Genomic DNA, 14,736 nt, shown 5'->3' with positions numbered 1-14,736 from the left:
CTAGTCACGCCTCCCCGTCGCCGGGGGCCCGGCCAGTTGGGTCTGCTCGGTCGGCGGCTTGGGCTTGCCGGGCTTGAACGGCTTGATCTTCGGGGCGTCGATGGAGCCATCGGCCTCGATCTTGGGCAGGGACTTCTGCGGCTCGGGCAGCAGGGCCTTCTTCAGGTCCTGCTTGCCGCTGTCGTCGAGGCCGTAGAGGGCGTCGTAGATCTTGCGGACGGCGGGCCCGGAGGCGCCGGAGCCCGTACCGCCCTGGGAGATCGTCATCACGATCGAGTAGTCCTTGGTGTACGTCGCGAACCACGACGTCGTCTGCTTGCCGTAGACCTCGGCGGTACCCGTCTTGGCGTGCATCGGGATCTTGTCCTGGGGCCAGCCGCCGAAGCGCCAGGCGGCGGTGCCCTTGGTCGCGACGTCCGCGAGGGCACCGTCTATGTCCTTGCGCAGGGCCGCGTCCATGGGCAGCTTGCCGTGGGACTTGGGCTTGATCTCCTCGACGCGCTTGCCGTCGCCGCTGATGATCGCCTTGCCGACGGTGGGGTTGTACATGGTGCCGCCGTTGGCGATGGCCGAGTAGATGGTGGCCATCTGGATCGGCGTGACGAGGGTGTCGCCCTGGCCGATGGAGTAGTTGACGGAGTCACCGGCGCGCATCTTCATGCCTTCGAGGCAGTTCTCGTACGCGATGCGCTCGGCGTACTCGCCGTCCTTCTTGCCCTGCTTGCACCAGGCGTCCTTGTTGGCGCCCCAGTAGTCCTTCTTCCACTGCCGGTCGGGGACGCGGCCGCTGACCTCGTTGGGCAGGTCGACGCCGGTCTCCTTGCCGAGGCCGAACTGGTGGGCGGTCTTGTAGAACCAGTCCTTGGGGTCCTGCTTCGGCTTGTTGCCGCCGTCCTTGCGCCACTCGTCGTGCGACAGCTTGTAGTAGACGGTGTCGCAGGACACCTCCAGGGCCTGGCCGAGGGAGATGGAGCCGTGGCCCTGGGACTCGAAGTTCTTGAAGACCTGGCCGCCGATCGAGTACGAGCTGGGGCAGGGGTAGCGGCCGTTGAACTCGTAGCCCGCGTTGACGGCGGCGGTGGTCGGGATGACCTTGAAGATCGAGCCGGGGGCGGCCTGGCCCTGGATGGCCCGGTTCAGGAGCGGGTAGTTGGACTTCTTGCCGGTGAGGCGGGCGTAGTCCTTGCCGGAGATGCCGCCGACCCAGGCGTTCGGGTCGTAGTGGGGGTTGGAGGCCATCGAGACGATGCGGCCGGTCTTGTTCTCCATGACGACGACGGCGCCCGCGTCGGCCTTGTAGTTCTCGCCGGTGTTGTCGTCGAACTCGTCGCGGGCCTTCTTCATCGCGTCGTTCAGCCAGTACTCGGACACGGCCTGGACGCGGGCGTCGATGCTGGTGACGACGTTGGAGCCGGGCTCGGCCCGGTCGGAGTCGGCCTTCCCTATCACCCGACCGAGGTTGTCGACCTCGTAGCGGGTGACGCCGGCCTTGCCGCGCAGCTGCTTGTCGTAGGTGCGCTCAAGACCCGAGCGGCCGACCTGGTCGGAGCGCAGGTAGGGCGAGTCGCTGTCCTTGGCCTTGTTGATCTCTTCGTCGGTGACGGGCGAGAGGTAGCCGAGGACCTGCGCGGTGTTGGACTTGCCGGGCGCGGGGTAGCGGCGCACGGCGGTGGGCTCGGCGGTGATGCCGGGGAAGTCCTCGGAGCGCTCCCGGATCTGCAGGGCCTGCTTGGGCGTGGCCTCGTCGGTGATCGGGATGGGCTGGTACGGCGAGCCGTTCCAGCAGGGCTGGGGCGTCTTGGAGTCGCAGAGGCGGACCTTGTCGGCGACGTCCTTGGGGGTCATGTCGAGGACCCCGGCTAGCTTGTCGAGGACGCCCTTGCCGTCGTCCTTCATCTTCATCAGGTCCGTGCGGGACGCGGAGACGACGAGGCGGGTCTGGTTGTCGGCGATGGGCACGCCGCGGGCGTCGAGGATCGCGCCGCGCACGGCGGGCTGGACGACCTGCTGGACGTGGTTGCCGGAGGCCTCCTCGGCGTACTCGGCGCCGTTGCGGACCTGGAGGTACCACAGGCGGCCGCCGAGGGTGAGGAGCAGGGAGACGACGAGGATCTGGATGATGACGAGGCGGATCTGGACGCGCGGGGTACGCCCGGTCTCCGGAATATTGGTCACTGCCGCGCCCCTCCCCTTGCGTCCCTTCCGTACGTCGATGTGCGTGCGCTCACAGGCGCTTGACCCCCTTGATGCGTCCGGCGCGGGCCACCCGGGCCTTGGCCGCCTTCATGCGCAGTCCGCTGCCGCGCTGGTTGCCGATGCTCAGGCCGGTGCCGGAGGAGAGCCAGCCGGAGGAGACGTCGGCGGCCTTGGCGTTGGCGCCGGTCTCCCCGAGCGGGTCGTTCTCGGCGCGCCGGGCGAGCGCGATGATCAGCGGGATGGTGAACGGCGCGAGCAGCAGGTCGTAGAGCGCGGCCGTGAAGAGCAGTCCGCCGAGGCCCACGTGGCGGGCCGCGTCGTCGCCGACGAGGGCGCCGACGCCCGCGTACAGGAGCGTGGAGCCGACGGCGGAGCTGACCACGACGACGAGCGGGCCGCTGGCCGAGCGCAGCCGGCCGGTCTCGGGCTTGGCGAGGCCTGCCAGGTAGCCGATGACGCACAGGACCAGGGCGTAGCGCCCGGCGGCGTGGTCGGCGGGCGGGGCGAGGTCGGTGAGCAGGCCCGCGCCGAAGCCGATCAGGGCGCCGCCCGTGTGGCCGTAGACGAGGGCCAGGGCGAGGACGGTGAGCAGCACCAGGTCGGGGACGGCGCCGGGCAGCTGGAGCCGGGCCAGGACGCTGACCTGGATGACGAGGGCGACGACGACGAGGGTGCTGGAGAGCAGGATCCGGTTGAAACGCATCGGGGTGTCAGTGCTCCTACTGCTCGTTGCCGTTGTCTGCGCCGTCGGCCGGGGGCTGCCCGGACGGCGTGGCCGTGACCGTCACCGTGGGCGCGGGTTTCGGCTTGGCGGGCTTGGGCGGCAGGACCGTGTCGCGGGGGTCCTCGCGGGGGGCCTCGACGACGACGCCGACGACGTCGAGCTTGGTGAAGCCGACGTAGGGGCGGACGAAGACGTTGCGGGTGAGGTCGCCGCCGGAGGGGTCGACGCGGACGACCTCGCCGACCGGGACGCCCGGCACGAACGGCTTGTCGGCCTGGGAGCCGAAGGTCACCAGGCGGTCGCCCTTCTTGACCTTGGCCTTGCCGTTGAGCAGCTGGACCCGCAGCGGGCGGTCGCCCTGGCCGGAGGCGAAGCCGAGCTCGTCGGTCTTCTCCATGCGGGTGCCGACGGTGAAGTCGGGATCGTTGGCGAGCAGCACGGTGGCGGTGGAGGGGCCGACGGTGGTGACGCGGCCGACCAGGCCGTCGCCGTTGAGCACCGTCATGTCGCGCTTGAGGCCGTCGTTGGCACCGGCGTCGATGGTGACGGTCCAGGAGAAGCCCTGGGCCGCTCCTATGCCGATGACCTCCGCGCCCTTGATGCCGTACTGTCCGGCGCCGGCCTTCTTCAGCATCGAGTCGAGCTGGGCGACGCGGCTGCGGTTGCGGTCGTCGCTGCCGAGTTTGGCCTTCAACGCGGCGTTCTGGCGCTCCAGTTCGGCGATGCGGTCGTGCCGGTCGCCGGAGTCGCGGACCGCTCCGATGGCGTTGCCGATCGGGTCGACGGCGGAGGACATGCCGTCCTCGACCGGGCCGAAGACCGTGGCGGCGGCCTGGCGGGCACCGTCGACCGGCGAGTCCTCGCCGCCGCGGATGTCCACCGTGATCAGAGCGAACGCGATGGCGATCAGCAGCACCAGGAGCAGCCGGCTCTCTCGTGTGTCCCTCACGTGCGGCGGCCGTGCCTTCCTCAAGTAGGAATCGTCAGTAGGAATCGTCGGAGATCCACTGAACAGAACGGAAATCTACTGAACAGAAATCTATGAAACCGCGAGCAGGCGAGTGCTCGCGGAATTGTGGGTTCTCTCAGTGTTGCGTCTATATCAACGATCCGCCGCACGAGGTGGCAGGCACTCGTACGGCGGACATCGTCGTGTCACATCATCTGCGCGGCTGGGCGTCCAGAACCTGCTGCAGGGCCTCGAACTCCTCGACGCACTTGCCGGAGCCGAGCGCCACGCTGTCCAGCGGGTCCTCGGCGATGTGGATCGGCATGCCGGTCTCGCGGCGCAGGCGCTCGTCCAGGCCGCGGAGCAGGGCGCCGCCGCCGGTGAGGACGATGCCGCGGTCCATGACGTCGCCGGAGAGCTCGGGCGGGCACTTGTCGAGGGTCGTCTTGACCGCGTCGACGATCGCGTTGACCGGCTCCTCGATGGCCTTGCGGACCTCGGCGGCGGAGATCACGACGGTCTTGGGCAGGCCGGAGACCAGGTCGCGGCCGCGGATCTCGGTGTGCTCGTCGGCGTCCATGTCGTACGCGGAGCCGATGGTGATCTTGATCTGCTCGGCGGTGCGCTCGCCGAGGAGGAGGGAGTACTCCTTCTTGATGTGCTGGATGATCGCGTTGTCCAGCTCGTCGCCGGCCACCCGGATGGACTGTGCCGTGACGATTCCGCCGAGGGAGATGACGGCGACCTCGGTGGTGCCGCCGCCGATGTCCACCACCATGTTGCCGGTGGCCTCGTGGACCGGCAGGCCCGAGCCGATCGCGGCGGCCATGGGCTCCTCGATGATGTGCACCTGGCGGGCACCGGCCTGCGAGGAGGCCTCGATGACGGCGCGGCGCTCGACGCCGGTGATGCCGGAGGGCACACAGACCACGACGCGCGGGCGGGCCAGATAGCGGCGCTTGTGGATCTTCAGGATGAAGTAGCGCAGCATCCGCTCGGTGATCTCGAAGTCGGCGATGACGCCGTCCTTCAGCGGGCGCACGGCGACGATGTTGCCGGGCGTGCGCCCGATCATCTTCTTCGCTTCGGCGCCGACCGCGAGGATGCCGCCGGTGTTGGTGTTGATCGCGACGACGGACGGTTCGTTGAGCACGATCCCCCGACCCCTGACGTACACCAGCGTGTTGGCGGTCCCGAGGTCGACAGCCATGTCACGGCCGATGAACGACATGTTGTTCCCCATGAGGATGCGTCTGGCCTTCCCTAGTGGAGCGTGTGATGGCTTGTTAGGTAGGCGAGGTGGGTGCTGAGTGGCGTGGAGGCTTCCATCGTAGTCTCGCCCGCACGGACACGGCGCGAGGGTCTGCGCCATTGTCAGCAGATGATGAGCCGCCCCGCTTCTGGAGACGTGCCATCAGGGGCACGGGTTCCCCCAATCGGGCCGCATATGCCAAGGGACGGCCGGATTTCTCCGGCCGTCCCGGCCTTGTCCCCAGCACGTCGGGGGCTGTTTTGTCGGCCGCGTGTCCACGGCCGCGTCAAGGAATCCTGATGGAGTACGGCGGGATTCCTGACGCCTCGGCAACCGCTCGTACGGCGCCTTCGGCCACCGCTCAGACGGCGGCCGGGAAGAAGATCTTCAGCTCGCGCTCGGCGGACTCCGCGGAGTCGGAGGCGTGGATCAGGTTCTCGCGCACGATCACGCCGAAGTCGCCGCGGATGGAGCCGGGGGCGGCGGCGATCGGGTCGGTCGGCCCGGCGAGGGCGCGCACGCCCTCGATGACCCGCTCGCCCTCGACCACGAGGGCGACGACGGGGCCGGAGGACATGAAGGCCACCAGCGGCTCGTAGAACGGCTTGCCCTGGTGCTCGCCGTAGTGCTGCTCCAGGGTCGCCTGGTCGAGCGAGCGCAGTTCGAGCGCGGAGATGGTCCAGCCCGCCTTGCGCTCGATGCGGCCGATGATCTCGCCGACCAGGCCTCGGCGGACGGCGTCGGGCTTGAGGAGGACGAGAGTGCGCTCGCTCATGGTGTGCGGCTCCAAGAGGTGTTCATGACGTCACGTGGGAATGCCCGCACGATACCGGGGCGGCTACGCAGTGTGGCCACCGGCCGGGCATAAGCCAGGGGCGGCCGGGAAGGGGACGGCGGCGGGGAGCTCAGCCGCCGGACGCCGGTGCCGCGTCCGCGCCGTCCGCCTCCGCCATCGCCGCGAACCGGGCCTTGGCCTCGTCGATCTTCCGGCCGAAGTGCACGGACGCCCACCACAGGGCGGCGAACATCGCGCCCATGAAGAACATCATCGGGACCACGACGCCGCTGGCGATCAGCGCGATCTGCAGCGCCCAGCCGAGCTGGACACCACCGGGCCGGGTGACCATGCCGCACAGCAGCACGGAAAGCCCCATGGCGATGCCGCAGACCGTCCAGACCGTGCTCATCTCCAGGTCCGGGTCCTTCATGGCGACGAGACCGGCGAAGCCGATGACGAAGAACTCGCCGATCAAGGTCGACGAACAGAGCGTACGCACAGCTGTCAGCCCCTCCCCAGGAGCAGTCGGGCCTCGCCGACGGTGACGACGGAGCCGGTGACGAGGACACCGCCGCCGGCGAACTCCCCCTCCTCCTCGGCCAGGGTGATCGCGGCCTCCAGGGCGTCCGGGAGGCGCGGCTCGACCTGCACGCGGTCCTCGCCGAAGACCTCGACGGCGAGCCCGGCGAGCTCGTCGACGTCCTGGGCGCGGTGGCTGGAGTTCTGTGTGACGACGACCTCGGCGAAGATCGGCTCGAAGGCCTCAAGGATGCCGCGGGCGTTCTTGCCGTCGCTGACGCCGACCACGCCGATGAGGCGGCTGAAGTCGAAGACCTCGCCGATGGCCCCGGCGGCGGCGCGGGCGCCCGCGGGGTTGTGCGCGGCGTCCAGGACGACGGTGGGCGAGCGCCGGACGACTTCGAGGCGGCCGGGCGAGGAGACCGTGGCAAAGGCCTTGCGGACGGTCTCGATGTCCAGCGGGCGGGCGTGCTGGGCGCCGATGCCGAAGAACGCCTCCACGGCGGCGAGGGCCACCGCGGCGTTGTGCGCCTGGTGCTCGCCGTGCAGGGGCAGGAACACCTCTTCGTACTCCCCGCCGAGGCCGCGCAGCGTGAGCAGCTGGCCGCCGACGGCGATCTGGCGCTGGACGACGCCGAACTCCAGGCCCGCGCGGGCGACCGTCGCGTCCACCTCGACGGCCTTCTTCAGGAGCACCTGGGCGGCCTCGACGGGCTGCTGGGCCAGGATGGCCGTGGCGTCCGGCTTGATGACGCCGGACTTCTCGACGGCGATCTCGGCGGCCGTGGTGCCGAGGCGGTCGGTGTGGTCCAGGTCGATGGGGGTGACGACGGCGACGGAGGCGTCGATGACGTTCGTCGCGTCCCAGGTGCCGCCCATGCCGACCTCGACGACGGCGACGTCCACGGGGGCGTCCGCGAAGGCGGCGTACGCCATGCCGGTCATGACCTCGAAGAAGGAGAGCCGGAACTCCTCCTTGGCGTCGACCATCTCCACGTACGGCTTGATGTCCTCGTACGCCTCGATGAAGCGCTCGGCGCTGATGGGGGCGCCGTCCAGGCTGATGCGCTCGGTGATCGACTGGACGTGCGGGGACGTATACCGGCCCGTGCGCAGCTCGAAGGCGCCGAGGAGGGCCTCGACCATGCGGGCCGTGGACGTCTTGCCGTTCGTCCCCGTGATGTGGATCGAGGGGTACGCCCGCTGGGGCTCGCCGAGGACGTCCATCAGCGTGGCGATGCGCTGCAGGGACGGGTCCAGCTTGGTCTCGGGCCAGCGGGCCATGAGCTCCGTCTCGACCTCGCGCAGGGCCCTGTCGACCTCGGGGTCGGCGGGGCGGGCCGGGACGTCGCTCTCGGGCGGGCCCGCCTGGGTACGCAGGGTGCGGCTGCCCGCCTCGATGACGGCGAGGTCGGGATCGCGCTCGGTCTCGGCCCCGACGAGTCGGTCGAACTCGTCGTCGTCGCGCTGGCTGTCGTTCGGAGGGAGGTCGCTCACGTAGGCCAGTCTACGGAGGAGTGCTGACAGCGGCCGTGGGGACCGGTCCCGCAAGGGGTCCGCGGGGTCGCGCGGGCCCCTCAGGACCTTGGACCCGTCCGATTCGGGACCTTGGTCCCTCCGTGTCCCCTTCCCGCCGGGCAAACTTGGCGATCATGGACATAGGCATCGACCTCGGCACGGCCAACACCCTTCTCTACGTACGCGGTCAGGGCATCGTGCTCAACGAGCCGTCCGTGGTCGCCGTCAAGGCGGGCGCGCGCAACGCGCTGGCCGTCGGTACGGAGGCCAAGGAGACCATCGGGCGCACCCCGGGCTCCATCACCGCGATCCGGCCCCTCAAGGACGGCGTGATCAGCGACTTCGAAGCCGCCGAGGAGATGATCCGGCACTTCGTGCGCAAGGCCGTGCCCGGGCACAGGCCGCGTACGCGGATGGTGATCTGCGTGCCCAGCGGCGTCACGCAGGTCGAGCGGCGCGCCATCGTGCACGCCTCGCAGCGGGCCGGGGCGCGGGCCGTCCACCTCGTCGAGGAGCCGATGGCCGCGGCGATCGGGGCGGGGCTTCCGGTGGCCGAGCCGCGCGGGTCGATGATCGTGGACATCGGCGGGGGCACGTCCGAGGTCGCCGTCATCTCCCTCGGCGGGATCGTGACGGCGCAGTCCCTGCGGGTCGGCGGGGACCGGCTCGACACGGCCATCACGGACTACGTACGCCGGGAGCACTCGCTCCTCATCGGCGAGCGGACCGCCGAGGACGTCAAGGTGGCCATCGGGTCGGCGTGGCCCGTGCCCGGTGCGGAGGACTTCGAGGAGCGGACGTTCACCGTGCGGGGGCGGGAGAAGGTCGGGGGGCTGCCCAAGACGGTGGAGCTGACCGTGCGGGAGGTGCGGGCCGCGCTCGACGAGCCCGTCGAGGCGATCATCGCCGCCGTGCGCGCCACCCTGGAGGAGTGCCCGCCGGAGCTGTCCGGCGACGTCATGGAGCACGGCATCGTCCTCACCGGCGGCGGCGCCCTCCTCCCCGGCCTCGACCTCCGCCTCGCCTCCGCCACCGGCATCCCCGTCTTCGTCGCCGACGACCCCCTGGACAGCGTGGCCCTCGGCTGCGGGAAGTGCGTGGAGGACTTCGACGGTCTGGAGCGGGTGATGTCCGCGGCGTGAGCCTCCGGCCGGGTGGGGGACGGGGGTGGGCCTGGGCCGGGGGTGGGCCCTCGGGGTGCCCCTGGGCCGGGGTGGCCCCCGATCGGGGTCAGGCGAGGTCGCCGGTGGGGAGGTCGGCCTCCACCACGTACGCGCCCGCACGAGGGCCTGCCGTGAAGGTGCCCCCGACCGCCCGCACCCGCTCCGCCATCCCGGCCGTCCCGATCCCGGCCGACACCGGCGCGACCCTCGCCGCCCCACCGCCCGAAAGCCCGCCGCCCACACGCCCGGCCCCCGCCGGACCAGCCCCCGCCGCCCCCGGCGTCACCCCGCCAGACCTGGCCGACCTGACCGACCCAGAAGCCCCGGCCGCCCCAGACGCTCCAGACGGCCCAGGAGCCCCGGCCGACCCAGACGATCCGGACAGCCCAGAAGCTCCAGCCGACCCAGAAACCCCAACACCCCCTGCCGCCCCCGCCGCCCCAGGCGACAACGCGTTGCGTACCCCCACCCGAAGCCGCCCCCCGGCCACCCGTACCCGGACCTCGACCACCTCCCCCGGTGCGTGCTTGGCCGCGTTCGTGAGGCACTCCTGCACCACCCGGTGCACCGCGGCCTGCCGCAGCGGCGAGAGCCGGTACGCGGCGCCGTCGACGAGCAGCTCCACGGGACTACCCGCACGCCCGCTCGCGGCGGCAAGCTCGGGCAGGGCCTCCAGGCCGGGCGTCGGCGCCCCGTCCACGCCGCGCTGGACGATGATCTCGTTGAGCATCCGGTGCGCCGACCGCGCGGTCTCCGACAGCTCGTCGAACCCGGCCGCGTACGGCGTCGCCCCGGCCCGCCGGGCAAGCACCTGCGAGCGCACGCTCAGGAGCGTCAGCTCGCGCCCGACGAAGTCGTGGACGTCCCGGGCGATCCGCAGCCGCTCCTCCTGGACGGCTTCGAGGGCCTGCGTCGCGGCCCGCTGTGCCTGCAGCTCCCGCACCAGGTCCTGCCGGTTGGCCGCGACCCCGACGCCCGCCGCGAGCGCCCCGATGGGCACGACCAGGCTGAGGAATTCGCTGAGGGTGTCCCCGCGGTGCACCGGCCAACCGGGCAGGGTGAACATCACGTACGCGAACGAGACGTACCCGACGACCCCCACAGCCCCGGCGAGCCGCCCCCGGTACCGCCCCAGCGAGTACAGCGCGAACTGCGCGAGCGTCAGCTCGTGCAGCCAGCCGAGCAGCACCAGCGCGACGAGGAACGGCACCCAGGGCACGACCCGCCGCAGCAGCAGCGACGACGCGCCCGCCGCGAGGACGAGGGCGGCCATGACGCCGTTGAGGGAGTTGTCGTCGGCCGCGAGGCCCGGGACGTCGAGGGCCATCAGGGCGAGGCAGGCGAGGGCGGTGAGGACGTCCAGGGCCAGTGGTTCGCGGGCGCAACGCCGAGCGAGGCGACGGGCCGCGGCCGCCGCCTTGCGTAGCGCCTCGGCGGCGGGCAGGTCGTACATAGCCCTCCCATCATCCATGGACGCCCGTCCGCGACACATCGGACTTTTGGCCTTGATGTCCCCCGGGCGGCTCGCCCGCACCGCCGCCACGGGCCGCCGGGCCGTCGAACGGGGCCCGGCGCCACCCGGCGAATCGGGTGTACCCACGGCGCGGCTGACGCGCCCCCGCGGGGACCGGAGTTCCAATCGGACCATGTGGTATGCCCAGAATCCGGGTCGACGGACCCGTCAGCTCGCCGGTGACGCCGCGGTCCTGCTGTGGACCGCGGCCTGGACCGCCGCCGCGGTCGTCGCGTACCGCCTCGCCGTCCTGCTCACCCGCCCGGGGCCGGACTCGGGCGTCGCCTCCTCCGGCTCGCCCGCCGCGCGCCTGCCCCTCGTCGGCGACGACGTCGGCGCTGCGCTGCGCTCCGTGGTGGGCGTCGTGGACGACATCGACCCGGTGACGATGCGCGCCGGGCTCGTGGTGAGCGCGGTCGCCCTGTTCCTGGTGCCGGTCGGCCTGGTCCTCGCCCGCTGGCTGCCGCGCCGCCTGCGCTGGGTCCGGCAGGCCGCCGCCGCGCGGGACCTCGCCGAGTCCGACGACGGCCGCGAACTCCTCGCCCTGCGCTCCCTGCTGCGCCCCCTCGACGAGGTGGCCGCGACCGCCGCCGCCCTCGCCGACACCCCCGGCCTGCCGGACGCCACGCCCGGCAGCCTCGCCGAGGGCTGGCGCGCCGCCGACCCACGCGTGCTCGACGCGCTCGCGGACGCCGAGCTGGAGCGCCTGGGCCTCGCCCCCGGACCGGGCACGGGACCGGCGGGGCTGCCGGTGGCCGAGCCCGCATGACGGCTGAGCCGCGGGGCCTGCACGCCCCGTACAGCGACGCGGTGCTGCGCGCGATCCCGCTCGGCGCGCTGCTCGTCGGCGAGGACGGCCGGGTGGTCGCGGCCAATCCGCAGTTCGCGACGGTGTGCGGGATCGAGGGCGTCGACCTGTCGACGGGCGCGTCGGCCGAGCCCATCGCCGAGGCGATGGCGCGGCTGCTCCCGGACGTGGACGTCGCGAGGGTGGGCGCGCTGCGCAGCCAGTTCGTCCGCAAGGCGGAGCTGCGCCTGGTCGACGGCCGCACCCTGCGCCGCAGCCGCCAGCCGATCGACGCCGGGGACACCCGCCTCGGCGTCCTGTGGCTGGTCGAGGACATCACCGACCAGCTCCGGTACGAGGACGACCTGCACCGGCACATCGACACCCTCGGCGAACTGGCCCGCGACCGCGCCGAGTTCGCCGCCCGCACCTCCCACGAGCTGCGCACGCCGCTGGCCACCGTGCTCACCTTCTGCGAACTCCTCGCCGACCCGGACGGCGGGGCCCTGACCGCCGCCCAGCGCGAGTACGTCGACACCATCCGGCGCGGCGCCCAGCGCATGCACGACATGGCCGACGGCCTCCTGCACCGGTACGCCCAGGCCGCCGGCGCCGCCCCGCCCGCCTACGCCCCGCTCGACCCCGGCCCCCTCCTTGCCCGCCTCGTCGCCGACACCACTCCCCTGGCCACCCGCGGCGGCGTCTTCGTCGGCCTCGACCTGCCCGCGGCCCGCCCCCCGCTCGTCGCCGACGCGGACCAGCTGGAGCGGGCGCTGGCCGCGCTGCTCGACAACGCCGTGAAGTTCACCCCCGCGGGCGGCGGCGTCACCGTCACCGCGCACCCCTACGACGACGGCGGCCCCGACTCCCCCGGCTGGGAGTTCACCGTGCGCGACGACGGCATCGGCATCCCCAAGGAGTTCCACGAGGAGGTCTTCACCGAGTTCGTGCGCGCCCCCAACGCCCGCCGCGGCCCCTACCCCGGCACCGGCCTCGGCCTCAGCGTCGTGCGCGACGCCGTCAGGATGCACGCGGGCACCGTCACCCTGCACAGCGCCGAGGGCCACGGCACCGCCGTCGAGGTGCGGCTGCCCGCCGCCGGGCCGCCCGGGAGCGGCCCGGCATGACCTGTCTGCTGCTCGTGGAGGACGACCCCGACCTCGGGCTCGCGCTGCGGGTCCTGTTCACCCGCGCCGGGTACGAGGTCGTGACCGCCGACGACGGCCAGTCGGCGCTGCGGCTCCTGTTCGCCCGACGGCCCGCCCTGATGGTCCTCGACCTGGTCCTGCCGAGCCTCGACGGCTGGGAGGTCCTCGACCGCACCCGCGACCTCACCGACCTGCCCGTCCTCATCCTGTCCGGCCGCACCAGCCCCGCCGAACGGGTCCGTGGCCTGCGCTCCGGCGCCGACGACTACCTCTGCAAGCCCTTCGACCACCTGGAGCTCCTCGCCCGCGTCGAGGCGCTCCTTCGCCGCAGCAACCCCGAGCAGTGGCGCGGCGACTACGTCGAGGCGGGCCTCCGCCTGGTCCCCGAACGCCGCTCGGCCGTCTGGCAGGGCCACGAGACCCGACTGAGCGCCATCGAGTACCGCCTCCTCGAAGTCCTCGTCCGCAACCGCGGCCGCGTGGTCACCACCGAACAGCTCCTCGACCTCGTCTGGGACGACCCCGACGCGACGGGCCGCGAACGCGTGAAGTTCGCGGTGCTCCGCCTCCGCAGAAAGCTCGCCGTCGGCGACAACGAGGACCCCTTGGAGTCGGTACGGGGCCTGGGCTACCGCTACCGCGGCGAGGAACCCTGAGCCGACCGGGCCGATCGCCTGGGTCCGCCGAGCCCGTCTTCTTCTCAGCCCGTCCGGCGTTTGAGGACGAGGCGCGGAGCGCCGATCAGCGGGGGCCCGGGGGCGCAGCCCCCGGGTTCGGGAAGGGGCGGGCTCGGGGAGCCCCCGGCAGGGCCCAAAGTCCCACCCCACCGGGACCAACAGGCCAGGGCCTTCGCCCCGAACCAGCCTCGGGAAAAGCCTCGCAACCGGAGAGCAACCAAAGACACCCCACCCCGGCAACCCACACCCCCCACGCTCCTGAAGTCCGCCGCCCCCGCACCCGCCAGGAGCCCACCCCCGTGACCCCCGCCACCCCGGTGACCCACCTGCCCACCCCACCCCTCCCCCACCGCTCCGTGGCAATCGTCCTGGGCACCCGCCCCGAACTGGTCAAGCTCGCCCACCTGGTCCGCCTCCTCGGCCCCGCCGCCCACCTGGTCCACACGGGCCAGCACTACGACGCCGACCTCTCGGGCCGCTTCCTGACCGAGCTGGGCCTGCCCGAGCCGACCCTCCTCGAAGGCGTCGGCGGCAAGCCCCGCGCCGTACAGATCTCCACCGCCCTCACGCAGCTCGACGCGCTGTTCGCGGCCGAGCCCCCGCTGGCCGTGGTGGTGCAGGGCGACACGAACGCCTCCCTGTCGGGGGCGCTCGCGGCGAACTCCCGGGGCATCCCGCTGGTGCACGTGGAGGCGGGCCTGCGCAGCCACGACCGGGCGATGCCCGAGGAGCACAACCGCGTCGTGATCGACCAGCTCGCGGACGTGCTGTGCGCGGCCACGGAGGACAACCGGGAGCTGCTGCGCGCCGAGGGCGTCCCGGCCGGACGCGTCGCCGTCACGGGCAACACGGTCGTCGAGGCCGTACGGGAGCACCTGCCCGCCGAGGACGAGCGCGCCGCGCTGCTCGCCGCGCACGGCGTCACCGCCGACCGCTACCTCCTCGCCACCGTGCACCGGCCCGAGAACACCGACGACCCGGCCGCGCTGCGCGCGATCCTCACCGAGCTGGCGGCGCTCGCCGCCGACCTGCCGGTGCTCTTCGCCGTCCACCCCCGCACGAAGGCCCGCCTGGAGGCCGCGGGGCTCGGGCACCTGCTGGCCGCGCTCACGGTGCTGCCGCCGCTCGGGTACGGGGAGTTCCTGGCGCTCGCCCGGCACGCGGCAGTGCTCGTCTCCGACTCCGGGGGCGTCCAGGAGGAGACCACCGTGCTCGGCCGCCCGCTCGTGGTCGTGCGCCGCTCCACGGAGCGGCCCGAGGCGATGGACTCCGGCTTCGCCGAGCTGGTCGCCCCCGGGCGGGGCATCGGCCGGGGCGTCCGGCGGTGGCTCGCCGAGGGCCACGCCGGTCTCGGCCGTCTGGCCGAGACTCCCTCGCCCTTCGGTGACGGGCTGGCGTCCCAGCGGATCGTGGCCCTCCTGGGCGCGGTGGCCGCTGGGCAGCGGCCCGACCACTCGGCGAGCCACCTCTCCACCGCCGCCTGACCGACCGCTCGTCCGGGGGCCGCGCCCC

General features: G+C 72.6%; 13 protein-coding genes. 5 read left to right on the top strand and 8 right to left on the bottom strand.

What is annotated here, in order from left to right:
• The 7 genes from mrdA to folC form a co-directional block, all read right to left on the bottom strand.
• On the bottom strand, nt 1-2,175 hold the full coding sequence (gene mrdA, locus ACZ6AA_RS18485; protein WP_471458935.1) for a penicillin-binding protein 2: 2,175 nt from the start codon (nt 2,173-2,175) through the stop codon (nt 1-3).
• 49 nt (nt 2,176-2,224) lie between these two features.
• A complete protein-coding gene (gene mreD, locus ACZ6AA_RS18480) occupies nt 2,225-2,899 on the bottom strand; it encodes a rod shape-determining protein MreD (protein WP_030362604.1) in 675 nt (224 codons plus the stop codon).
• Between the two features lie 16 nt (nt 2,900-2,915).
• Nucleotides 2,916-3,869, bottom strand: a complete 954-nt coding sequence (gene mreC, locus ACZ6AA_RS18475) for a rod shape-determining protein MreC (RefSeq protein ID WP_385724969.1) — start codon at nt 3,867-3,869, stop codon at nt 2,916-2,918.
• A gap of 211 nt (nt 3,870-4,080) precedes the next feature.
• Nucleotides 4,081-5,100 (bottom strand): rod shape-determining protein, encoded by a 1,020-nt coding sequence (locus ACZ6AA_RS18470; RefSeq protein ID WP_030362602.1) that lies wholly within the window; start codon nt 5,098-5,100, stop codon nt 4,081-4,083.
• Between the two features lie 382 nt (nt 5,101-5,482).
• On the bottom strand, nt 5,483-5,896 hold the full coding sequence (gene ndk / locus ACZ6AA_RS18465) for a nucleoside-diphosphate kinase (protein WP_385724971.1): 414 nt from the start codon (nt 5,894-5,896) through the stop codon (nt 5,483-5,485).
• A gap of 130 nt (nt 5,897-6,026) precedes the next feature.
• The gene (locus ACZ6AA_RS18460; RefSeq protein WP_468449711.1) at nt 6,027-6,398 is read right to left on the bottom strand and encodes a DUF4233 domain-containing protein; all 372 of its coding nucleotides are present in this window, start codon (nt 6,396-6,398) and stop codon (nt 6,027-6,029) included.
• A 5-nt stretch (nt 6,399-6,403) separates the two neighbouring features.
• Nucleotides 6,404-7,915: a bifunctional tetrahydrofolate synthase/dihydrofolate synthase gene (gene folC / locus ACZ6AA_RS18455; RefSeq protein ID WP_468449712.1), complete on the bottom strand. Its 1,512-nt coding sequence runs from the start codon at nt 7,913-7,915 to the stop codon at nt 6,404-6,406.
• A gap of 155 nt (nt 7,916-8,070) precedes the next feature.
• On the opposite strand from folC, the gene ACZ6AA_RS18450 reads away from it, so the two are divergent.
• Nucleotides 8,071-9,078, top strand: a complete 1,008-nt coding sequence (locus ACZ6AA_RS18450) for a rod shape-determining protein (RefSeq protein WP_471458933.1) — start codon at nt 8,071-8,073, stop codon at nt 9,076-9,078.
• Nucleotides 9,079-9,166: 88 nt separating this feature from the next.
• On the opposite strand, the gene ACZ6AA_RS18445 is transcribed toward ACZ6AA_RS18450, so the two are convergent.
• On the bottom strand, nt 9,167-10,552 hold the full coding sequence (locus ACZ6AA_RS18445) for a histidine kinase (protein WP_471458931.1): 1,386 nt from the start codon (nt 10,550-10,552) through the stop codon (nt 9,167-9,169).
• Nucleotides 10,553-10,745: 193 nt separating this feature from the next.
• Between ACZ6AA_RS18445 and ACZ6AA_RS18440 the strand changes: the two genes are divergently transcribed.
• The 4 genes from ACZ6AA_RS18440 to wecB all read left to right on the top strand — a co-directional run bounded on the left by ACZ6AA_RS18440 (nt 10,746) and on the right by wecB (nt 14,708).
• Nucleotides 10,746-11,381 carry a hypothetical protein gene (locus ACZ6AA_RS18440; RefSeq protein ID WP_468449715.1) on the top strand — a complete coding sequence of 212 codons (636 nt, stop codon included), beginning with the start codon at nt 10,746-10,748 and terminating at the stop codon, nt 11,379-11,381.
• Nucleotides 11,378-12,526: a PAS domain-containing sensor histidine kinase gene (locus ACZ6AA_RS18435; RefSeq protein ID WP_468449716.1), complete on the top strand. Its 1,149-nt coding sequence runs from the start codon at nt 11,378-11,380 to the stop codon at nt 12,524-12,526. Before ACZ6AA_RS18440 ends, ACZ6AA_RS18435 begins: the two co-directional genes overlap by 4 nt.
• Nucleotides 12,523-13,203, top strand: a complete 681-nt coding sequence (locus ACZ6AA_RS18430; RefSeq protein WP_468449717.1) for a response regulator transcription factor — start codon at nt 12,523-12,525, stop codon at nt 13,201-13,203. Before ACZ6AA_RS18435 ends, ACZ6AA_RS18430 begins: the two co-directional genes overlap by 4 nt.
• A gap of 320 nt (nt 13,204-13,523) precedes the next feature.
• Nucleotides 13,524-14,708, top strand: a complete 1,185-nt coding sequence (gene wecB / locus ACZ6AA_RS18425; RefSeq protein WP_468480802.1) for a non-hydrolyzing UDP-N-acetylglucosamine 2-epimerase — start codon at nt 13,524-13,526, stop codon at nt 14,706-14,708.
• Nucleotides 14,709-14,736: the final 28 nt, after the last annotated feature.

It is taken from the genome of Streptomyces sp. NPDC040610 (assembly GCF_055594065.1).
Note: the sequence above shows the minus strand (reverse complement) of the source record. Positions and strands in the feature narration are given on the sequence as shown.